Below are 19,491 nucleotides of genomic sequence, written 5' to 3'. Positions count from 1 at the left end.
TTCAGACCCGAGGATCAGAGACATGACCAACGTATCCGACAGCAGCCCCCGCATTTATGTCGCCTGTCTTGCAGCTTACAATAACGGTTTTCTGCATGGTGCTTGGATCGACGCGGATCAGGACGCGGACCAGATTAGGGACGCGATTGCCGCGATGCTTGCCCGTTCCCCTGTCGAGGACGCGGAGGAATACGCCATTCACGATTACGAGGGCTTCGAGGGCGTCAGCATCTCGGAATATGCCGGCATCAACACCGTGGCGCGGCTGGCCACTTTCATCGCAGAGCATGGCGCACTTGGCGCGGGCCTGCTGGAGCAGTTCAGCGGCGACATGGACCAAGCCGAATGCACGTTGGAGGATTGCTATCATGGTCAGTTCGCCAGCCTCGCCGACTACATGGAGGAATTGACCACCGAGAGCGTCATGATCCCCGAGGCGCTGCGCTACTACGTCGATTGGGAGGGGATGGCGCGCGACGCCGAGATGGGCGGCGATCTGTTCACTATCGAGACGGCGCACGGCGAGGTCCATGTGTTTTCCAACAGGTGAAAACATGACTGCCTGTCCGTGCTGATACGGGCAGGCATCTCGAAAGCACCAGCTGTTGCGAAGCTAAAAACACCAAAGAATGATCGGGTTAGCCGCTCAAGGTATCTGCTTTGAGCGGCTTCTATATTTCCGGTGATCCTTGAACCTCTTTTTGCCGGGCGCTGCCCAGCATCCCGGCTTGGGGAGGTGACGCCATGCTCAGCATCGATTGGCGATCTCCGGCGGCATACGGGCACACAAAACACATTCCAGCCGCTGGCTTCGCTTGGGAATATTTGCGCCGTAACGACGAATATCGTCGGGACTGCCAGACCATCGCATTGACCGGACAGCCGGGTAGCCGCGACCTTGAAGCGTTCGCGCATCGCTGGGGGTTGCGATTTCCCGTGCGATCCCGACGCACCGCATGACCGGCAATCGCCGATCTGGAGCCCGCGCCTTCAACCGCAAGCCGTGAGGTTGTCGCCCGTCGATCACAAGGACGACGACACCGAACCGATATTGACGTTGGCACATCTCGACGGCCTCGACCTGCGCGCAGCTGCCGATGGCTGGCACGGTATCTGGCAGGTGGATGGCGTCGCGCATCAATTCTGGCTGCCCGATGCCGTGCCCGATGCCGCCGCATTCTACGCCGTCACGTTGCCGATGGATTCGTTTCTGGAACTGCGCGCCCACGCGGCCCGCCGTCTTTGGCGGTCCCTCAATGGCCGCGCGCCCGGTCCCGACTTCCGTGCCGTTCCCGTCCAACTTCGGCAATGGCATATCCTGTCGCTGCGCGCGCTCGACGCCCGGCTGCATGGCGAGAGCTATCGCACCATCGCCGAAATCCTGCTCGGCTTTGAAGGCACCAAGGAGGACTTCGAGAACGACCCGCGCAAGAACAAGGCCCGCCGCCTGGTCGCGCATGGTATCAGGATGATGCGAGGCGGCTATCGCCTGCTACTTCACTACCCGATCAAACCCGCCAAGCGTTGATCGTGCTGGCGTGGCCCTTACGCCTTGTTGGCTGCCGCCTGCTCCAGAATTTTCCGATAGCCTTCACGCGATAGCCATTGCGCGCGTTCGAGATGGCTTTGCCAGCAACGGCGGGTGCGAAGTTCGTCGGCGACCGGATCACGGTGCAGCACGATCCGCGCGACTTCCTTCCAGTCCGCGCCCTCGGCCTTGGCATCAAGAAGGCGCAGATAGCTCACGAAATGCTGTTCGTCATAGGCAGTTATGGTGTCGCCGGTCGGCGCTTCGTCATCCACATCGGGATCGAGTTCGACGGGAACCCGCATAGCCATTCCCCCTAAAGTTCCAGAGAGCCTAGCTTGCGGTGCGCCCCCGCAATTGGCCCCTCTACCTGGTGATCGGGGAGTTAGTAACCGTGACTAGACGGCCCCATGACCTTTAGGCGAGAAGCCCTGGACATACGCCATGGGCTCCCCGACCATAAGGTTCGAGGATGGTGGTTCCGTCACGGCCGGCACCAACCGCTAGTCAGGGGTTACTAAGCCCCAGAGCAGCGCGTCTGCTCCGCTTTCATTCTTAGCCGAACCGCTCGCGATTGTCTTTGCCTATCGGTGAGGCAGGCGGTGAGTCGCTGAAATCCCTCAACTATTAGCCGAGCCGCCCATAGGGGGTGCCGCCTGCGCATAGGCGCAAATGCGGCACGCTACGCGCCGCCGATCCATCGCCATGGTTCGCCACAGTCCGCTGTCGTCCCGGCAGCCCAATCCCGACTGGAGGTGATCCATGGCCAACCCGCTTGCGGGCCTGCCGCCGCGCCTGTTGCGCACCAAGGAAGCCGCGCGTTTCCTCGGCATATCCATCCGAACCCTTGAGAAGCATCGCACCTATGGCACCGGACCGACCTATCGCAAGGTCGGTGGCCGTGTCCTCTACACCGTCCGCGATCTGGAAGACTGGAGCGCGGTCGGCGAACGCAAATCCACCCGCGACAAAACCGCTGGCACCGTCTTTCCCGCGCGGCCGCTCACGCCCGAAGAACGGGGCGACTGCTAGATGCTGCGCGAGGACGATTACGACCCCGCGCAGCCAGCCGAGGACAGCGAGCGCAGCCGCCTAGACCCCTTCGTGGTCGCAACCGGCGACGCACCGCCGCGCGACCAGCGCGACTTGATGGAACGGCCGTTCTTCTCGCTGGCGAAGACCCCGCGCACCAAGCCGATTCTTTACAAGGCCGCCGACATAGAGGTGCAGGTGTTCGGGATGCCCGAACACGGCATGGCGACCATATGGGACGCCGATGTGCTCATATGGGCGGCTTCGCAGATCGTCGCGGCCGAGAATGACGGCCTCGCCACTTCGCGCTTTGTCCGCTTCACGCCCTACCATCTGTTGCGGGCCATCGGGCGACCGACCGGCAACCGGCAATATCTTTTGCTCAAGGCCGCGCTGGCGCGGCTGCAATCGACCGTCATCGCCACCACCATCCGCAACGGCCCGCATTGGCGTCGCCGGCAATTCTCATGGATCAACGAGTGGGAGGAAATGACGACGCGCGCCGGCCGCGTCGAGGGCATGGAGTTCGTCCTGCCCGAATGGTTCTACAACAGCGTCATCGACCGTTCGCTGGTCCTGACCATCGACCCGGCCTATTTCCGGCTGACTGGCGGCATCGAGCGGTGGCTTTACCGCGTCGCCCGAAAGCACGCCGGGCACCAGCGCCACGGCTGGATTTTCGAGGTCGCGCACCTTCATCAGAAATCCGGCAGCCTCGCGCGGCCGTCCGACTTCGCGCTTGATCTGCGCCGGATTGCGATCCGCCAACCTCTCCCCGGCTACCTACTCCAGATCGAGCGGGAAGACGGCCACGAACTGCTGCGCATCCGCCCTGGAAACTCATCAACAGGCACTGTTGATAACCCTGTTAAAGCCATCGGCACATCAGGCGCACGGGGTATCGGCACATCAGGCGCAGCACTATCGGCACATCAGGCGCACGAACCGCAGCTAACGCTTTGGCCTGAAACGCAGAATCCGGCCACTAACTTATCTAACAGAGAATCTAACTCTTTTTCTTTGACGCGCGCGCACGCGAAGCGGGGTGCCGGTTCTGCCCGAAGGGGCGAGCCATGACCGCCGCGCTCGACGCGCTGCGCCCGCGCAGCCCCCAGCACATCACCGGAGACGAGCAATGACCCGTCGCGCCTACCGCAGCGCGCACGGCCGTCCGCTGCCGGACGGGCCTGCGCCCTTCACCACATTGGTCGAGCTGACCTTCGAGAAACGCAAGGTCGAGCACTGGATACGCTTCGGCCGCAAGAGCTACGAGCAGATCATCGACCGTCGCCGCAGCGTTGTCGGTTTCGCGTCGGGCAGCGTCTTTGCCTTCGTGCGATGGGCGAGCGGCGACCATGGCACAGTTGTTTCCCGCATCGACATTGTGCGGGCCATCGGCAGGGGCGAGCCGTTCCAGACATTGCCCTTCGTCCGCCCCGGCGGCGAAATCCTGTTGCGCCTCGATAGCTGGACGAAGGTGCAGCGAGCGCTTGCCGCCATCGACGCCGTGGAATCGCTCGGCCTCGATCCGGCCGATGCCTCGCCGGATCACTGGCGGCACGTCCACAACCGTTTGACCGCCAATATGGAGCCGCACCCCTACACGCCCGAGCGGCATGCCGCGTGGCTTCATCGCCAAAGGATCGCCCCATGACGCGCCGCCGCATCCTCACGATGACGGTGCTCGCCGTCATCGGCATCGCCGCCGCCAGCGCGGTCGAAACGCCGACGAAACTCATCTGGAACGCCACCGCCAGCGCACCCATCGGCTTCTACACCGTCGAGCCGGCCGACCGGATCGAGGTGCCCGAGCTGGTCGCCGTAATGCCGCCAGAACCGCTCGCCACCTTCATGATCGAGCGCGGCTATATCGCGCGCGACGTCCCGCTGTTGAAGCGCGTCGTCGGCCTGCCGGGACAGCAGGTTTGCCGCACCGGCCGCACGATCACGGTGAACGGAACCGAGATAGGCGAGGCGCTGGAGCGCGACAGCCTCGGCCGCGATCTGCCCGTCTGGCAGGGCTGCCGCGTCATCGGACACGACCAGCTTTTCCTCATGAATTGGGAAGTCCGCGACAGCCTCGACGGCCGCAATTTCGGACCCATCCCCGCAGCTTCCGTCATCGGCCGAGCTGTCCCGCTCTGGACCGACGAGGAAGGCGTCGGCCGCTACGAGTGGCGCGCGCCGACGCACTGAAACCACCCCCGCGAACCAAGCACAGGAGTTTTCCATGGCAGAAATAGGCACCTTCACCCGCACCGAAACCGGCTATGCCGGGGAGCTTCATTCGTTCGGCCTCCGCGAAAAGCTGTTCATCGTCCCGGCCAAGCCGAGCGACGTGAAGAACGCGCCCGACTATCGCGTGCGCCTCGATAGCGAGGACGGCCCGGACGCCGGCCCCGCATGGAAAGACTCCAGCGAAAACGCTGGCGCGTTTGTCTCTATGAGACTGGAGGGGCCGATCTTCCCGTCTCCGGTCCGCGCCAAACTGTTCCAGTCCAATGACGCCCCTTCGGTCTGGACCCTGCGTTGGAAGCACGCCCGGAAGATCGAGGATGAGGAATGGCGGCCGCGCGCGTCCGGCCCGCTATCCGGTCAAAGATCGGCATCCCTTTGTTCGCGGGAAAGCCGTCTCATCCCTTCGTCCCGCTCGGCGACCAGACGGCCGGCGCGCGCAGCGAAGGTCAGGGGCGGCCATCGGCCGGCGCTTGCGCCTTGCCCTTGACCGCAGCGAGCACGCTGGCAGGCTGGCGGCGAAGCGGAGACAGGACTGCATGGCATTATGCCGTCCTGCTGCTGGCGGGGGCGCTTTCCGTCTGCATCGGATCGGGCGTCGCTGTCGCGCAATCCGCGTCGGTCGAGCGCCCGGCCGCCGCCCATCCTTATGCGGCCCACATCGCCGATGCATCGCAGCGTTTCGGCATCCCCGAGCACTGGATTCGCGCCGTGCTGCGTGCCGAGAGCGCGGGCGACGTGCGCGCGGTTTCGTCGGCCGGGGCGATGGGATTGATGCAGGTGATGCCCGACACATGGGCGGGCCTGCGCGTCCGCCATGGCCTTGGCCGCGATCCCTACGACCCGCGCGACAACATCCTCGCAGGCACGGCCTATCTGCGCGAGATGTTCGACCGCTACGGCAATGTCGCGGCGATGCTGGCGGCCTATAACGCCGGCCCCGGCCGCTATGACGAGCACCGCGCGACGGGCCGCCCGCTTCCCGCCGAGACACGCGCCTATGTCGCCGCGCTCGCCCCGATCCTTGGCGGCGCGGCTCCATCGGATGCGCCGTTGCAACCACCGGCACCGCCGCCCGATTGGCGCGAGGCACCGTTATTCGTCATGCGCCCGGCCGACACGCGGGTTGCCGCCGCGCCGCCGTCCAAGGCGCAATCAGGTGACGCCCGCGCTGCCGTTCCGGCGCGCGATCCCGCCCGTGCGGAGCCGCAGGACGGCAGCATTTTCGTAGCGAGCGCCAGCGAAGGGGGAACGCCATGAGGGCGGCGTTCCCGCGCTCGGCGGCGCTGGCTTCGGCATCCGGTTGGGCAGGTTTGTGCCCGGCTGGAATCCCGGCAGGAGGGGCAGAAAAGGCAGAAAGGGCGGAGGGCAAGATTAAAGAAGACGGCACCATGTCGGGCCGCTTCTGGAAATTATTGTTGTCTGCACACTGGTTAGGTGCCCGGTTCCGGCACCATGGTTTTGAGGGACCGCGTGCCGCGATTTCGTGCAAAGCCTTGGCTTTGCAGGGTTTCGAGCGGCACCATAGGCCCATATCGGCCTGTTTTCGGCGGTTTCGTCAGGAGTCGCGCCCTTGAGCGCCGACGACGAAAACCGCTTCCGTACGAAGCCCGGCCGCATCCGATCCGACACGCCGAAGGCTGGCAAGACCAAGAGCTTTTTCACGCAGGTCAGGAAGATCACCCGCCAGCATCAGGCGGCAGCCTCCCGCGATCCTTCCATGCCGTCATCTGCCCGCCCGTCATCGCCGGGGCGGTCCCGTGCCGTGGTCGCCAGTGGCAAGGGCGTGAAGCGCGGCCGGGGCGCGAGCTTCGTGCGCGCCCGGAACATCTCCGGCCAATGGCATCACCGCCAGCCCGGCAGCCGCCGCGTGATCGTCAAGCAGCGCAGCGTCCGGGCTGCGTGGAAGGGTGGCCGCGCCCGCGCGCACCTGCGCTATGTTCAGCGCGACGGCACGTCACGCGATGGCGAGCGGGGCCGGCTCTATTCGGCGACCGACGACCGCGCCGATGGCGACGCCTTCCTTGATCGCGGCAAGGACGACCGCCACCAATTCAGGCTCATCGTCTCGCCCGAGGACGGCGCGGAGCTATCGGACCTCACGGCCTACACTCGCGATTTTATGAAACAGGTGGAAGCCGACCTCGGCACGAAACTCGATTGGGTTGCCGTCAATCACTACAATACCGGCCATCCCCATGTGCATATCGTCGTCAACGGCCGCGACGATACCGGCCGGGATCTAGTTATCAACGGCGATTATCTTTCCGCCGGCCTGCGCGAGCGCGCCAGCGAGCTTGCCAGTCTGGAACTCGGCCCCGTCACCGAGATCGAGCAGACGCGCAAGCTGTCGGCCGAGATCGACCAAGACCGTTTCACCCGGATCGACCGCGCCATGGTCGAGGAAACCGCTGCCCGTTTCCTCGACCTTCGCCATGAACCGGCAGAGCCGAGGCGGCAGTTCGAGCGGACGCTGCGCCTGCGCCGTCTCGGCAAGCTGGAGAAGATGGGGCTGGCGACCGAGCACGCGCCCGGCGTTTGGGAATTGAGCAAGGACATGGAGCCGGCCCTGCGCGAGCTAGGTGAGCGCGGCGACATTATCCGCACCATGCAGAAGGCGCTCGGCCCGCAGGGCTGCGAACGCGATCCCATGAGCTTCCGAATCCATGACGGAGCGCCCGAGACGCCCATCGTCGGCCGCGTCGTGGACAAGCACTTGTCCGACGAGCTGGGAGAGAACCTGACCGTTGTGGTGGACGGGATCGACGGCCGCACCCACAAAATCGCCGGCATCGCGCCCGAGCGGCTGGAGGATGCCCGCATCGGCAGCGTCGTCCAGATCGGCCCGGCCGAGGCGACGGCCCGGCCGTCCGACCGGACCATTACGGCCATCGCCGAGGAAGGCATCTATCGGCCGAGCCGTCATCTGGAACAGGCCAAGTTCGAGGGCCGCGTTCCGGGCGGCGACTATGAGGGCTATGTCGATGCCCATGTCCGCCGACTGGAGGCGCTGCGCCGCGCCGGGATCGTCGAGCGGATCGACGCAGACCAATGGCGCATCCCCGACGACCTGGTCAGCCACGCCGCCACCTATGACGCCGGCCGCGACCGTCAAGCCAGCGTGCGCGTCCTGTCCCCGGTCGGTCTGGAAAAGCAGATCGAATCGGACGGCGCGACATGGCTGGATCGGCGATTGGTCCATGACGAAGCGGCCGACCTTGCGCCGACCGGTTTCGGCCAGCAGGTGCGCGACGCCATGGACCAGCGCCGCGAGCATCATATCGAACAGGGCGACGCCACCCGAGCACGGAATGGCCGCGTCTTTTACCGGCGCAACCTTCTCGCCACCTTGCGCGAGCGCGAGGTGGCCCGCGTCGGCGCGGAGATGGCCGAGAGCAAAGGGCTGCCGTTCCGCGCCGCAACGGACGGCGAAAACGTCAGCGGCAAGTTCACCGGCACTGTGCAGCTATCGAGCGGCAAGTTCGCCGTGGTGGAGAAATCGTATGAGTTCACCCTTGTCCCTTGGCGGCCGGTTATCGACCGTCAGCTCGGCCGCGAGGTCATGGGCGTTGTGCAAGGCGGATCGGTGTCGTGGCAGTTAGGGAGGGCGCGAGGTAGAGGCTTGTGATAAGGCAACTATATGGTTGCCTTTCTTTAGGGCTGCGGCTATGGTTTTGGCAGCTAGGAGGTTGCCATTATGACCAATCAGATCGTCAAGACCATTATACTCGAAGCGCCAGTTTCCCGCGTCTGGCGTGCTCTGGCCGATGAGAACGAGTTCGGCCAGTGGTTTCGTGTTAGGCTCGATCAGCCCTTCAGGCCGGGCGGCTTGTCCACGGGACAGATGACCTATCCGGGCTATGAACATTATCCTTGGCGCGCGACCGTCGAGCGCATGGAAGAGGAGCGATTGCTTTCGTTTAGGTGGCACGATTATGACGAGCAATCCGACCTGCCCATATCCGAACAGCCGACCACCCTCGTTGAATTTGCGCTGGAACCGGCCGCAGGCGACCGGACGAGGCTGACCATCACCGAGAGCGGTTTCGACTCAATACCCGAACCCCGCCGGATCGAAGTCATGCGGGGGAACACCGAAGGATGGAATACGCAGGCCGAGAATATCGCAGCGCATGTCGCATCATCTGAACAATGATGCGGTGGCCAGCGCCGCTGCTGTCTTTGCCGCGCTCGGCGACCCGACCCGCCTTGCCTTGGTAGAGCGCCTGAGCGATGGGCGAGCACATTCCATCGTCCAGCTTACCAGTGGCATTGGCCTGACGAGACAGGGCGTGACCAAGCACCTGTCGGCCTTGGAGGCTGCCGGGATTGTCGCTAGCAAGCGGACTGGCAGGGAAACGCATTTCTCTATCGAGCGCCAAACTCTGGAGAACAGCGCGGCATACCTCGCCAGGGTATCGCGGCAATGGGACGAAACGCTCGGCAGGCTGGAAAGCTTGCTGGCGAAGACCGAAACGCCGCCAAAAACCTAACCCACGCTTGTCCTCCATGTTGCCAACATTCTCTCGCACGCCACGAAAAGAGACACATGCGACGACGACGGCATTCAGCACAGATAATCGAACGTCCATGGGGACTGCCAACCCCGCTCGGGTCGCGCATTCCCATGACCTCGCTTATCCAGACGCTTGCGGTCGCCGAATATCTCAACTTCCGTAACGCCGCCAATGCGCTTGGCGTGGCGCAATCCAGCGTCAGCGCGCGCGTGAAGGCGCTGGAGGAAGACCTTGGCATCCTCCTGTTCGAGCGCCATGCTCGGGGCGTCCGGTTGACCGAAGCCGGACGCCGCTTCGTCGAGCGGATCGCGGCCGGAGTCGATCAACTCGACCATGCAGTGAAGACCGCAGGCATGGCGGCGGCGGGGGAATGTGGTCGCCTGCGTGTCGGCATCCATGCCCTGATCCCCGGCAGCTTCCTTTCGGAGCTGATCGCGCAATATCGGGAAGACCATCCGGGCATCGAGGTCGATATCACCGAAGGCACGGCCCGCGATGCGGTCATGCAGCTTCGCGCCGACCGGCTGGACGTGGCGTTCGTCGCCGGCAAGCCCGAGCTGCCCGACTGCCACACCCGTCCGATCTGGACCGAACCCTTAATGGCCGTGCTGCCGGACGGGCATCGCCTCGCCGGACAATCGGCAATCACTTGGGCCGATCTGGTTGGCGAGACCTTCCTTGTCCGGCATGGTGGCACTGGCCCGCAAGTCCACGACCATATAGTGCTGCGCCTTGCCGGGCGTTGGCCCGCGCCGTCGATTCTGCGCTTCGACGTGGAGCGTGGCACGTTGCTGTCCATGGTCGGACAGGGCTTCGGCATCACCATCGTCGGGGCCGCCACGGCGCTGCTGCCGTCAGCCGGCATCGTCTTCCTACCCTTCGCCGATGAACCGGAGCCGATTGCCTTCACCGCTATATGGTCGCCGTTCAACCGCAGCGCCACATTGCAAAACCTGCTCGACCTCGCAGGCAAGATGAGCCGTGACAGCGATTCGCCCGGCCAGTCGCGCGGCGGCGACTACCCGGCGGGATAGCGATTAAGGTAATCAGTCCTATTTGCCGCCGATAGTATCCGGCAGCCCTCCGGCATCCTCTTTCCTGTTGCCTGTCCCGATTTTGCCTACTCTCTGATCGGCTCCGTCTTTTTTGCCGACTGGAGCCCGTATGCGCGGAGGCCGAATCCTTTGGGGTCAGATCGCCGTTGTCTTTGCCATCGTTCTGGTGATGACGTGGGCGGCGACGCAATGGACGGCGTTCCGCCTCGGCTTCCAGCCGCAGCTTGGAGCACCGTGGTTCGAGCTGGCGGGCTGGCCGGTCTATTATCCGCCGGCCTTCTTCTGGTGGTGGTTTTCGTTCGACGCCTATGCACCCGCGATCTTCGTCGAAGGCGGCATCATCGCGGTATCGGGCGGCTTCCTCGCCATCGCGGCCGCCATCTTCATGTCGATCATCCGGGCGCGGGAAGCGCGCAACGTCGCCACATACGGATCGGCGCGATGGGCGGAGAGCCGGGAAATACGTAGCGCCGGCTTGCTCGGCCCCGATGGCGTGGTGCTTGGCCGATACGACAGGGACTATCTGCGCCATGACGGTCCCGAGCATGTCCTGTGCTTCGCCCCGACGCGCAGCGGCAAAGGTGTCGGACTGGTGGTGCCGACGCTGCTGACATGGCCGGCATCCGCCATCGTCCACGACATAAAGGGCGAGAACTGGACGCTGACAGCGGGCTTTCGTGCGAGGCATGGCCGCGTCCTGCTGTTCGATCCGACCAACGCCAGATCGTCGGCCTACAACCCGCTGCTGGAGGTCCGGCAAGGGGAATGGGAAGTCCGCGACGTGCAGAATATTGCGGATATTCTGGTCGATCCCGAAGGGAGCTTGGACAAGCGCAACCATTGGGAAAAGACTTCCCATTCGCTTCTGGTCGGCGCGATCCTGCATGTTCTCTATGCGGAGAAGGACAAGACGCTGGCGGGCGTCGCCAACTTCCTGTCCGATCCGCGCCGTCCGGTTGAGGCGACCTTGCGGGCGATGATGGACACGCCGCATCTTGGGCCGAGCGGCGTTCATCCCGTCATCGCGTCGTCGGCCCGCGAGCTGCTGAACAAATCCGAGAACGAGCGGTCGGGTGTGCTTTCCACCGCCATGTCCTTTCTCGGCCTCTACCGCGATCCCGTGGTGGCGCGGGTGACGGAGCGGTGCGACTGGCGCATTGCCGATCTGGTCGGCAGCCGTCAGCCCGTCACGCTCTATCTGGTCGTGCCGCCGTCCGACATAAACCGCACCAAGCCGCTCATTCGATTGATCCTCAATCAGATCGGCAGGCGATTGACCGAGGAACTGACCAGCTCCGGCAAGCGCCATCGCTTGCTGTTGATGCTGGACGAGTTTCCGGCGCTCGGCCGGCTCGATTTCTTTGAATCGGCGCTCGCCTTCATGGCGGGCTACGGCCTCAAGGGCTTCCTGATCGCGCAGAGCCTCAACCAGATCGAGCGCGCCTATGGGCCAAACAACGCGATCCTCGACAACTGCCATGTGCGCGTCAGCTTCGCCACGAACGACGAAAGGACGGCTAAGCGCGTTTCAGACGCATTAGGCACCGCGACCGAGCTGCGCGATTCCACCAACTATGCCGGGCACAGATTGGCCCCGTGGCTCGGGCATCTCATGGTGTCGCGGCAGGAGACGGCCCGGCCGCTACTCACGCCAGGCGAAATCATGCAGCTACCGCCCACCGATGAAATCGTCATGGTCGCGGGCACGCCGCCGATCCGCGCCACCAAGGCCCGCTATTTCGAGGACGCGCGGTTTCAGGAACGCATTCTGACCCCGCCTGATCTTTCCACCGCATCGCTGGCGCCCAGCCCATCGTCCGATGATTGGTCCGGCCGCGTGGTCGCGGCGGAAAGCCGTTCCGCGACGAGCGAGAACGAGGTCGAGGGCGATCCGGCCAATGCCGGTATCCGCCGCGAGCCGGAATTGCCAAGCCAAGAGGAAATCGTCGCCCCGCCGCCGTCGCCCGAACAGGAGTTCGAGTTTCTGAACGACGAGCCGGACGTTGACGCGGCCAAGGCCCGCACTATCCGCCAGCGCATGAGGATGGTGGCGCGGCAGGTGGCGTTGAACCCCGATGACGGAATCGACCTTTGAGGAGACGCCCATGGCAACCAGAATCCGCCTGAATATCTATTTCGACCCCGCGCTCATTCCGCAGATCGAGGCGATGGCGCTGCGCCGCTCGGTGGCCCTGCGCCGCAATGTCTCAAAATCCGCCATCGTGGAGGCGGCGGTCATGTCCTACCTGTCCGGCGATGCCGACGACCAGCTTGAAGCTGCCATGTCTCGCCGCCTGGACAAGCTCGGCCGCCAGATCGACACGCTCGACCGGGATCTCGCCGTTCTCGGTGAGACGGTCGCGCAGTTCATCCATTACTGGATGACGATTACACCGCCTTTACCGGATGCAGCGAGACAATCAGCCCGCGCCAAAGCAGCAGAGCGGTTCGACGGCTTCATGCAAAATCTTGGCCGGCGTCTGGCGACAGGAGACAGATTCCTCAAGGAACTGTCGCGGGATGTATCCGGAGATGAGGCCCTTGGTTTAGCGGCAGAGCCTCAGACCATTGAACGCGGCACATGAGGCGGATATGCTTGATCGAAGCAGAAGGAGATTTATGCGCAGAGGTTTCTAGTGAGCCGCATTGAGCGGCGTCGTTCGGCACGATGGTTCGCCGACCCTCTTCGCATGTCTTTTCTGCAGGAATATCATGACACAAAATGACGTTATTATCCGGCCATTCAATTTGGCAGCGGACACAAGAACGCTGTCAGCCATATGGCTCGAGGCGTCCCTCATCGCGCATCCCTTCATCGGCAGGCAGCGCCTGCTTGAACAGCGTCTGCTGATCGAAGACAAATATCTACCTGGTTCCGAGACCTGGGTTGCCTGCCAAGGGAACAAGTCGCTCGGTTTCATCAGCCTCCTCGACAAATTCGTCGGCGGCATTTCCGTTGAACCCGGACAACAGGGAAAGGGCGTCGGACGCCAGCTGATCTCCTATGTGCTGGAAAGGAAAGGGGAACTCTCGCTCGAAGTTTATACGCAGAACGAACAGGCTGTCCGCTTCTATACGGGCCTCGGTTTCAGAGAAGTCTCACGTCGTCCTTACGATGATGAGGGCATGCCATTCGAGAACGCGCGCTTGACGCTGAGCACATGAACTTTAGAGAGGGCGGGCTAACTCCCCGCCCTCTCACCAATGATTGCGATCTCGCTGGCTACCACGTCTGCCAGCTCTTCTGTCAGCTTCTCGCCTTGCAGTCTGAGAACCGGAGCCGTTTGCTGGCCAAGCCATCGTTCATGTTGAGCGAGGTTCCGTCCAGTGAACTGCGGGTCATCATAGCCTGATGCCCATTTCCGAAACGCTATATGCGCTTCGTGCATGTCCCCACCGGGAAGGATGCGCTCACCATGGCGGGCTGCCTCGCGCTGGTCAAAACGTCGCAGTCTGATGGCGGCAGGCGTGTAGAGAAAGACAATCAGATCAACGTCACGGATCAGGGCCTCTCCCCATCCGATGAAGGAGCCGGTCAATACCCATCCATCGGACGTAGCTTGCTGTTCTGCAATCAGCTTCACGCCATCTTGGGGCGGGCGCTTGACCCTGAAAGGCGGGTCCGTCAGCATCCAATAGAAGTCATCGACATCGATATGCGGAATGTCGAACCGTTTTGTCAGCGCCGCGCCGAGCGTCGAAACGCCCGAACAGGACGCTCCCGTTATGTATATTTTCGGCCTGCCGTGCATTCAGATCGATTCCCTTTTCACACCTGCCTTCATATTCATGCGGCTTGAGCCGCTCAACATAGACTTTCCCACCCATCCTATTTGCCGCCGTCCGCCGCCGATCACCGCACGGACTTAAATACTTGTTGAAGCGGCCGGATTTCGGCCTCTCTTAATCGACCCCGATCCGGGGATCACCTGTCGCGTCCCCGCCAAGAACCGGGGCCGACATGACCAGCAACCACCACAGACAGGAAGCGATCCAGCGCGGCGCGCGCATGTTGCGTACCGCGCTCGGCCCCGCAATCGCCCGATTGCTCGAAGACCCGGCCGTGGTCGAGGTGATGCTGAACCCGGACGGTCGGTTGTGGATCGACCGCCTTTCCGAAGGACTGTCCGACACGGGCGAGCGCTTGTCCGCCGCCGATGGCGAACGCATCGTGCGGTTGGTCGCGCATCATGTCGGTGCGGAGGTTCATGCCCGCAGCCCGCGCGTCTCGGCCGAGCTGCCCGAGAGCGGGGAGCGGTTCGAGGGCCTGTTGCCACCCGTGGTCGCCGCCCCGACCTTCGCCATTCGCAAGCCCGCCGTCGCGGTGTTCACGCTCGACGATTATGTGGCGGCGGGCATCATGTCCGCCGATCAGGCGGATACGTTGCGCGCTGCTGTCCAGTCCCGCGCCAATATCTTGGTGGCGGGCGGCACCTCGACCGGCAAGACCACGCTGACCAATGCGCTGCTCGCCGAGGTGGCGAAGACGGCGGATCGCGTCGTCATCATCGAGGATACGCGCGAGCTGCAATGCGCCGCGCCCAACCTTGTCGCCATGCGGACGAAAGACGGCGTGGCGACGCTTTCCGATCTGGTCCGTTCCTCGCTGCGCCTGCGCCCCGACCGCATCCCCATCGGCGAGGTGCGCGGTTCCGAAGCCCTCGACCTTCTGAAAGCGTGGGGCACGGGGCACCCCGGCGGGATCGGCACCATCCATGCCGGCACCGGTATCGGTGCGCTGCGCCGCCTTGAACAGCTCATCCAAGAGGCTGTCGTCACCGTCCCGCGCGCGCTGATCGCCGAGACCATCAACTTTGTTGCCGTCCTATCCGGGCGTGGTTCCGCGCGCCGGCTGGCCGAACTCGCCCGCGTCGAGGGGCTGGGGCCGGACGGCGACTACCGCATCATCCAAGCCAACCCCAACACAGGAGAATCTTCATGATCCGCACGTTTTCGCGCGGCTATCGCTTCGCCGCGACCGCCGCATCCGCCCTTGCCTTCAGCCTCATGCTCGCCCCGGCCGCCCATGCGTCCGGTTCGTCGATGCCATGGGAAGCGCCCCTCCAAAGCATCCTGCAATCAATTGAGGGGCCGGTCGCCAAGATCATCGCTGTCATCATCATCATCGTGACCGGCCTGACTTTGGCCTTCGGCGATACGGGCGGCGGCTTTCGAAAGCTGATCCAGATCGTGTTCGGCCTGTCTATTGCCTTCGCGGCGTCGAGCTTCTTCCTGTCGTTCTTCTCGTTCGGCGGCGGGGCGCTCATCTGATGGCGGCCGGCCTTGAACAACTCGACGCGGTGCCGGGATTTTCAATCCCGGTCCACCGGGCATTGACCGAGCATATCCTGCTCGGCGGCGCACCGCGCTCCATCGCGATTCTGAATGGGACGCTGGCCGGGGCCGTGGGCCTCGGCCTGCGCCTTTGGCTGGTCGGCCTCGCCATATGGGCCATCGGCCATTTCGCGGCCGTATGGGCGGCGAAGCGTGACCCCCTCTTTGTCGAGGTCGGGCGGCGGCATCTGCGCATCCCGGCTTTTCTGGCAATTTGAGGGAGGCGCGTCGATGATGAACCTTGCCGAATATCGCCGCACCGCCGCCCGGCTCGCCGACTATCTGCCATGGGCCGCATTGCTCGGCTCCGGCGTCGTCTTGAACAAGGACGGCAGTTTTCAGAGGACGGCGAAGTTTCGCGGTCCCGATCTGGATTCCGCCGTCGCGGCCGAGCTGGTCGCCGTCGCCGGCCGCATCAACAATGCCGTGCGCCGTCTCGGCTCCGGCTGGAGCATCTTCGTCGAGGCGCAGCGCAGCGAGGCCGCGACCTATCCCGGCAGCACGTTTCCCGATGCCGCATCGGCGCTGGTCGATGCAGAGCGCAAGGCCGGTTTCGAGGAAGCAGGCACGCATTTCGTGTCGGGCTACTTCCTGACCTTCCTCTGGCTGCCCCCGGCCGAGGAAGCGGCCCGCGCGGAAACATGGCTCTACGAGGGCCGGGAGAAAACGGGCGTTGACCCATGGGAGCTGCTGCGCGGCTTCATCGACCGCACCGACCGCGTGCTGGCCTTGCTCGACGGGTTCATGCCCGAGTGCCGTTGGATGGATGACGGCGCGACGCTGACCTATCTCCATTCCACCATCTCGACCAACCGGCATCGCGTGCGCGTGCCGGAGGTGCCGATGCACCTCGACGCGCTGCTTGCCGACCAGCCTTTGACCGGCGGGCTGGAGCCGCGCCTTGGCGCCGCACATCTGCGCGTGCTGACCATCGTGGGATTCCCGACCGCGACCACGCCGGGCCTGCTCGACGAGATGAATCGGCTGCCGTTCCCCTACAGGTGGAGCACCCGCGCGATCCTGCTCGACAAGACCGATGCGACCCGGCTGCTAACCCGCATCCGCCGTCAGTGGTTCGCCAAGCGCAAGAGCGTCGCCGCGATTCTGAAAGAAGTGATGACCAACGAGGCGTCCGCGCTTGTGGATACCGATGCCGCCAACAAGGCGCTCGACGCCGACATGGCGTTGCAGGAACTCGGCGCGGACGTGGCGGGCATGGCCTACGTCACGGCGACCGTCACCGTTTGGCATGCCGACCCGCGCATTGCCGACGAGAAGCTGCGCCTGGTCGAGAAGATCGTTCAGGGCCGCGACTTCACCGCCATGGCCGAGAGCGTCAACGCGGTTGACGCATGGCTCGGCAGCCTGCCCGGACACGCCTACGCGAACGTGCGGCAGCCACCCATCAGCACTTTGAATCTCGCCCACATGATTCCGCTATCAGCGGTGTGGGCGGGGCCGGAACGGGACGAGCATTTCGGTGCGCCCCCTTTGCTCTTTGGAAAGACCGAAGGCTCAACCCCGTTCCGGTTGTCTTTGCATGTTGGCGACGTGGGACACACCCTTGTCGTCGGCCCCACCGGCGCAGGCAAATCCGTGCTGCTCGCCCTCATGGCGCTCCAGTTCCGCCGCTATGCAGGATCGCAGGTGTTTGCCTTCGACTTCGGCGGCAGCATCAGGGCGGCCGCGCTCGCCATGGGCGGCGACTGGCACGATTTGGGTGGCGGGCTGACCGATGGGGCCGAGGCATCCGTATCGCTCCAGCCGCTTGCCCGCATCCACGACGCCTATGAACGCGCATGGGCGGCGGACTGGATCGCAGCCATCCTCATGCGGGAAGGCATCGCCATCACGCCCGAGGTGAAGGAACATCTTTGGACGGCGCTGACTTCGCTCGCATCAGCGCCGGTCGAAGAACGCACCATCACCGGCCTTGCGGTGCTGCTGCAATCCAACGATCTGAAACAGGCGCTCCGGCCGTTCTGCGTCGGCGGTGCCTATGGCCGGTTGCTCGACGCCGAGGCAGAGCACTTGGGATCGGCGGACGTGCAGGCGTTCGAGATCGAGGGCCTTGTCGGGACCGGCGCGGCCCCGGCCGTGCTCGCCTATCTGTTCCATCGCATCGGCGACCGGCTCGACGGCCGCCCTACGCTGCTCATCATCGACGAGGGTTGGCTTGCGCTGGACGATGAAGGTTTCGCCGGCCAGCTCCGCGAATGGCTGAAAACGCTACGCAAGAAGAACGCCAGCGTCATCTTCGCCACGCAAAGCCTGTCCGACATCGACGGCAGCAACATCGCGCCCGCGATTATCGAAAGCTGCCCCACGCGGCTCCTACTGCCGAACGAGCGGGCCATCGAACCGCAGATCACCGAGATTTACAGGCGGTTCGGATTGAATGACAGGCAGATCGAAATCCTCGCACGGGCCACGCCCAAACGGGATTACTACTGCCAGTCGCGGCGCGGCAATCGCCTGTTCGAGCTTGGCCTGTCCGAAGTCGGCCTCGCGCTCTGCGCCGCATCCGCCAAGTCCGACCAGACGCTCATTGCGCAGATCGTCGCCGAGCACGGCCGCGACGGCTTCCTCGCGGCGTGGCTACGGGTGCGCGGCGTCGATTGGGCGGCCGACCTGATCCCAAACCTCACCAATCTTGCCGACCGAGCGTAATCCGCCGCGCCGGGCCGGCTCGATACTCACCCCACACAGGAGATTCTTCCATGACCTATTTCAGAATGGCTTCGGCCCTCGCACTGGCGCTTGCCGTGCCCGTCGCGCTTTCGCCGATGGCGGCGGCACCGGCTCACGCCCAGCTTTTCGGTCGGATCGTCTATGACCCGTCCAACTACGCGCAGAACGTGCTTACGGCCGCCCGCACGCTGGAGCAGATCAACAACCAGATCACCTCGCTCCAGAACGAGGCGCAGATGCTCATCAATCAGGCCCGCAATCTGGCGAGCCTGCCATATTCCTCGCTCCAGCAGCTTCAGCAGAGCGTTCAGCGCACGCAGCAGCTTCTCGGCCAAGCGCAGAACATCGCGTTCGAAGTCGGCCAGATCGACCAAGCGTTCCAGCAGCGTTATGGCAATGTCTCGCTTTCGGCGACCGACGCCCAGCTTGTCGCGGATGCGCGCTCGCGTTGGGAGAACACGGTCGGCGGCTTGCAGGACGCTATGCGCGTGCAGGCTGGGGCGGTCGGCAATATCGACAGCAACCGTGCCGAGATGGCCGCCCTTGTCGGCCAGAGCCAAGGCGCGACCGGGGCATTGCAGGCGACGCAGGCCGGCAACCAGCTTCTCGCGCTTCAATCGCAACAGCTTTCCGACCTCATCGCGGTCATCTCTGCGAACGGCCGCGCCAATGCACTGACCGAAGCAGAGCGCGCGACTGCTGCCGAACAGGGCCGCATCCAGCGCGAGCGGTTCCTGACGCCCGGCACCGGCTACCAGCCCGGCAACGCGCGGATGTTCAACAACGGCAACAATTGACGGGGAGGCTCGCCATGGACGGCAAGATGCTGGCCCGGCTCGGGGGCGTGGTGTTCGTCGCCATCGCCGTCACGGCGACCGCAATCGACATGACGCGGAAGGACGAACCTTCCGCGTCACCCCCAGCGCCGGCCCTACAGCCGCCGACTGACCCGCTGCGCGAGAACCTGCGCCGTTGCCAGCGGCTCGGCGAGGCGGCGGTGAATGACGGCGACTGCCTCGCTGCATGGGCAGAATCCCGCGACCGCTTCCTTGGCCGCCCGCCAGCGCCCGCCGCACCGCAATCCAGCGAAGGGCGCTGA

24 protein-coding genes are annotated in these 19,491 nt (G+C 64.3%); 22 read left to right on the top strand and 2 right to left on the bottom strand.

Annotated elements, in window-relative coordinates:
* Positions 1-22 precede the first annotated feature (22 nt).
* From L0966_RS14885 to L0966_RS14875, 3 genes are all read left to right on the top strand, one after another.
* Positions 23-550 (top strand): antirestriction protein ArdA, encoded by a 528-nt coding sequence (locus tag L0966_RS14885; protein WP_234052734.1) that lies wholly within the window; start codon positions 23-25, stop codon positions 548-550.
* A gap of 194 nt (positions 551-744) precedes the next feature.
* Entirely contained in the window at positions 745-960 is a 216-nt protein-coding gene (locus tag L0966_RS14880; RefSeq protein ID WP_234052733.1) for a transcriptional regulator domain-containing protein, read from the top strand.
* An 88-nt stretch (positions 961-1,048) separates the two neighbouring features.
* Entirely contained in the window at positions 1,049-1,528 is a 480-nt protein-coding gene (locus L0966_RS14875; protein ID WP_234052873.1) for a DUF2285 domain-containing protein, read from the top strand.
* Between the two features lie 17 nt (positions 1,529-1,545).
* On the opposite strand, the gene L0966_RS14870 is transcribed toward L0966_RS14875, so the two are convergent.
* Positions 1,546-1,833, bottom strand: coding sequence for a DNA -binding domain-containing protein (locus tag L0966_RS14870; RefSeq protein WP_234052732.1), 288 nt, complete (start codon positions 1,831-1,833; stop codon positions 1,546-1,548).
* 457 nt (positions 1,834-2,290) lie between these two features.
* On the opposite strand from L0966_RS14870, the gene L0966_RS14865 reads away from it, so the two are divergent.
* The 13 genes from L0966_RS14865 to L0966_RS14805 all read left to right on the top strand — a co-directional run bounded on the left by L0966_RS14865 (position 2,291) and on the right by L0966_RS14805 (position 13,532).
* Positions 2,291-2,560 carry an AlpA family transcriptional regulator gene (locus L0966_RS14865; protein WP_127520390.1) on the top strand — a complete coding sequence of 90 codons (270 nt, stop codon included), beginning with the start codon at positions 2,291-2,293 and terminating at the stop codon, positions 2,558-2,560.
* Positions 2,561-3,637 (top strand): replication initiator protein A, encoded by a 1,077-nt coding sequence (locus L0966_RS14860; RefSeq protein ID WP_234052731.1) that lies wholly within the window; start codon positions 2,561-2,563, stop codon positions 3,635-3,637.
* 58 nt (positions 3,638-3,695) lie between these two features.
* Positions 3,696-4,214 (top strand): DUF2840 domain-containing protein, encoded by a 519-nt coding sequence (locus L0966_RS14855; RefSeq protein WP_234052730.1) that lies wholly within the window; start codon positions 3,696-3,698, stop codon positions 4,212-4,214.
* Positions 4,211-4,756 (top strand): S26 family signal peptidase, encoded by a 546-nt coding sequence (locus tag L0966_RS14850; protein ID WP_234052729.1) that lies wholly within the window; start codon positions 4,211-4,213, stop codon positions 4,754-4,756. Before L0966_RS14855 ends, L0966_RS14850 begins: the two co-directional genes overlap by 4 nt.
* Positions 4,757-4,790: 34 nt before the next feature.
* Positions 4,791-5,285 carry a DUF736 domain-containing protein gene (locus L0966_RS14845; protein WP_234052728.1) on the top strand — a complete coding sequence of 165 codons (495 nt, stop codon included), beginning with the start codon at positions 4,791-4,793 and terminating at the stop codon, positions 5,283-5,285.
* On the top strand, positions 5,282-6,055 hold the full coding sequence (locus L0966_RS14840) for a lytic transglycosylase domain-containing protein (RefSeq protein ID WP_234052727.1): 774 nt from the start codon (positions 5,282-5,284) through the stop codon (positions 6,053-6,055). Before L0966_RS14845 ends, L0966_RS14840 begins: the two co-directional genes overlap by 4 nt.
* Before the next feature lie 460 nt (positions 6,056-6,515).
* Positions 6,516-8,423 carry a relaxase/mobilization nuclease domain-containing protein gene (locus L0966_RS22555; protein ID WP_370640981.1) on the top strand — a complete coding sequence of 636 codons (1,908 nt, stop codon included), beginning with the start codon at positions 6,516-6,518 and terminating at the stop codon, positions 8,421-8,423.
* A gap of 69 nt (positions 8,424-8,492) precedes the next feature.
* Positions 8,493-8,951, top strand: a complete 459-nt coding sequence (locus L0966_RS14830; RefSeq protein ID WP_234052726.1) for an SRPBCC family protein — start codon at positions 8,493-8,495, stop codon at positions 8,949-8,951.
* A complete protein-coding gene (locus L0966_RS14825; RefSeq protein ID WP_234052725.1) occupies positions 8,929-9,288 on the top strand; it encodes a helix-turn-helix transcriptional regulator in 360 nt (119 codons plus the stop codon). The genes L0966_RS14830 and L0966_RS14825 overlap by 23 nt, the downstream gene beginning before the upstream one ends.
* A 134-nt stretch (positions 9,289-9,422) precedes the next feature.
* Positions 9,423-10,346, top strand: coding sequence for a LysR family transcriptional regulator (locus tag L0966_RS14820; RefSeq protein WP_234052724.1), 924 nt, complete (start codon positions 9,423-9,425; stop codon positions 10,344-10,346).
* 130 nt (positions 10,347-10,476) lie between these two features.
* The gene (locus L0966_RS14815) at positions 10,477-12,462 is read left to right on the top strand and encodes a conjugal transfer protein TraG (RefSeq protein WP_234052723.1); all 1,986 of its coding nucleotides are present in this window, start codon (positions 10,477-10,479) and stop codon (positions 12,460-12,462) included.
* Between the two features lie 10 nt (positions 12,463-12,472).
* Positions 12,473-12,952, top strand: a complete 480-nt coding sequence (locus L0966_RS14810) for a CopG family transcriptional regulator (RefSeq protein ID WP_234052722.1) — start codon at positions 12,473-12,475, stop codon at positions 12,950-12,952.
* A gap of 127 nt (positions 12,953-13,079) precedes the next feature.
* Positions 13,080-13,532, top strand: a complete 453-nt coding sequence (locus L0966_RS14805; protein WP_234052721.1) for a GNAT family N-acetyltransferase — start codon at positions 13,080-13,082, stop codon at positions 13,530-13,532.
* A 17-nt stretch (positions 13,533-13,549) separates the two neighbouring features.
* Here the strand turns inward: L0966_RS14805 and L0966_RS14800 are convergent, their stop codons facing one another.
* Positions 13,550-14,119 (bottom strand): adenylate kinase, encoded by a 570-nt coding sequence (locus L0966_RS14800; RefSeq protein ID WP_234052720.1) that lies wholly within the window; start codon positions 14,117-14,119, stop codon positions 13,550-13,552.
* Between the two features lie 209 nt (positions 14,120-14,328).
* Between L0966_RS14800 and trbB the strand changes: the two genes are divergently transcribed.
* From trbB to trbK-alt, 6 genes are read left to right on the top strand one after another with little or no spacing between them, the layout of a single operon-like run.
* Positions 14,329-15,309 carry a P-type conjugative transfer ATPase TrbB gene (gene trbB, locus L0966_RS14795; protein WP_234052719.1) on the top strand — a complete coding sequence of 327 codons (981 nt, stop codon included), beginning with the start codon at positions 14,329-14,331 and terminating at the stop codon, positions 15,307-15,309.
* Positions 15,306-15,638 carry a TrbC/VirB2 family protein gene (locus L0966_RS14790; protein ID WP_234052718.1) on the top strand — a complete coding sequence of 111 codons (333 nt, stop codon included), beginning with the start codon at positions 15,306-15,308 and terminating at the stop codon, positions 15,636-15,638. The genes trbB and L0966_RS14790 overlap by 4 nt, the downstream gene beginning before the upstream one ends.
* Complete coding sequence (locus L0966_RS14785; protein WP_234052717.1) at positions 15,638-15,919, top strand: VirB3 family type IV secretion system protein; 282 nt, start codon at positions 15,638-15,640, stop codon at positions 15,917-15,919. The genes L0966_RS14790 and L0966_RS14785 overlap by 1 nt, the downstream gene beginning before the upstream one ends.
* Before the next feature lie 13 nt (positions 15,920-15,932).
* Positions 15,933-18,371 (top strand): conjugal transfer protein TrbE, encoded by a 2,439-nt coding sequence (gene trbE / locus L0966_RS14780; RefSeq protein ID WP_234052716.1) that lies wholly within the window; start codon positions 15,933-15,935, stop codon positions 18,369-18,371.
* A 50-nt stretch (positions 18,372-18,421) separates the two neighbouring features.
* Positions 18,422-19,189 carry a P-type conjugative transfer protein TrbJ gene (trbJ, locus tag L0966_RS14775; RefSeq protein WP_234052715.1) on the top strand — a complete coding sequence of 256 codons (768 nt, stop codon included), beginning with the start codon at positions 18,422-18,424 and terminating at the stop codon, positions 19,187-19,189.
* A 14-nt stretch (positions 19,190-19,203) separates the two neighbouring features.
* Positions 19,204-19,491 (top strand): putative entry exclusion protein TrbK-alt, encoded by a 288-nt coding sequence (gene trbK-alt / locus L0966_RS14770; protein WP_234052713.1) that lies wholly within the window; start codon positions 19,204-19,206, stop codon positions 19,489-19,491.

The sequence above is a fragment of the Xanthobacter sp. NM-59 genome, from assembly GCF_021401125.1.
GTDB lineage: Bacteria > Pseudomonadota > Alphaproteobacteria > Rhizobiales > Xanthobacteraceae > Xanthobacter.
The sequence above is the reverse complement of the archived record's forward strand: the minus strand, read 5'-3'. Positions and strand labels throughout refer to the sequence as shown.

Coding starts and splice junctions, on each gene's coding strand:
- L0966_RS14820 (WP_234052724.1), top strand. CDS start 9,423: ATGACCTCGCTTATCCAGACGCTTGCGGTCGCCGAATATCTCAACTTC.
- L0966_RS14870 (WP_234052732.1), bottom strand. CDS start 1,833: ATGCGGGTTCCCGTCGAACTCGATCCCGATGTGGATGACGAAGCGCCG.
- L0966_RS14800 (WP_234052720.1), bottom strand. CDS start 14,119: ATGCACGGCAGGCCGAAAATATACATAACGGGAGCGTCCTGTTCGGGC.
- L0966_RS14805 (WP_234052721.1), top strand. CDS start 13,080: ATGACACAAAATGACGTTATTATCCGGCCATTCAATTTGGCAGCGGAC.
- L0966_RS14860 (WP_234052731.1), top strand. CDS start 2,561: ATGCTGCGCGAGGACGATTACGACCCCGCGCAGCCAGCCGAGGACAGC.
- trbE (WP_234052716.1), top strand. CDS start 15,933: ATGATGAACCTTGCCGAATATCGCCGCACCGCCGCCCGGCTCGCCGAC.
- L0966_RS14885 (WP_234052734.1), top strand. CDS start 23: ATGACCAACGTATCCGACAGCAGCCCCCGCATTTATGTCGCCTGTCTT.
- L0966_RS14865 (WP_127520390.1), top strand. CDS start 2,291: ATGGCCAACCCGCTTGCGGGCCTGCCGCCGCGCCTGTTGCGCACCAAG.
- L0966_RS14855 (WP_234052730.1), top strand. CDS start 3,696: ATGACCCGTCGCGCCTACCGCAGCGCGCACGGCCGTCCGCTGCCGGAC.
- L0966_RS14790 (WP_234052718.1), top strand. CDS start 15,306: ATGATCCGCACGTTTTCGCGCGGCTATCGCTTCGCCGCGACCGCCGCA.
- L0966_RS22555 (WP_370640981.1), top strand. CDS start 6,516: ATGCCGTCATCTGCCCGCCCGTCATCGCCGGGGCGGTCCCGTGCCGTG.
- L0966_RS14825 (WP_234052725.1), top strand. CDS start 8,929: ATGTCGCATCATCTGAACAATGATGCGGTGGCCAGCGCCGCTGCTGTC.
- trbB (WP_234052719.1), top strand. CDS start 14,329: ATGACCAGCAACCACCACAGACAGGAAGCGATCCAGCGCGGCGCGCGC.
- L0966_RS14850 (WP_234052729.1), top strand. CDS start 4,211: ATGACGCGCCGCCGCATCCTCACGATGACGGTGCTCGCCGTCATCGGC.
- L0966_RS14830 (WP_234052726.1), top strand. CDS start 8,493: ATGACCAATCAGATCGTCAAGACCATTATACTCGAAGCGCCAGTTTCC.
- L0966_RS14810 (WP_234052722.1), top strand. CDS start 12,473: ATGGCAACCAGAATCCGCCTGAATATCTATTTCGACCCCGCGCTCATT.
- L0966_RS14785 (WP_234052717.1), top strand. CDS start 15,638: ATGGCGGCCGGCCTTGAACAACTCGACGCGGTGCCGGGATTTTCAATC.
- L0966_RS14845 (WP_234052728.1), top strand. CDS start 4,791: ATGGCAGAAATAGGCACCTTCACCCGCACCGAAACCGGCTATGCCGGG.
- trbK-alt (WP_234052713.1), top strand. CDS start 19,204: ATGGACGGCAAGATGCTGGCCCGGCTCGGGGGCGTGGTGTTCGTCGCC.
- L0966_RS14815 (WP_234052723.1), top strand. CDS start 10,477: ATGCGCGGAGGCCGAATCCTTTGGGGTCAGATCGCCGTTGTCTTTGCC.
- L0966_RS14880 (WP_234052733.1), top strand. CDS start 745: ATGCTCAGCATCGATTGGCGATCTCCGGCGGCATACGGGCACACAAAA.
- trbJ (WP_234052715.1), top strand. CDS start 18,422: ATGACCTATTTCAGAATGGCTTCGGCCCTCGCACTGGCGCTTGCCGTG.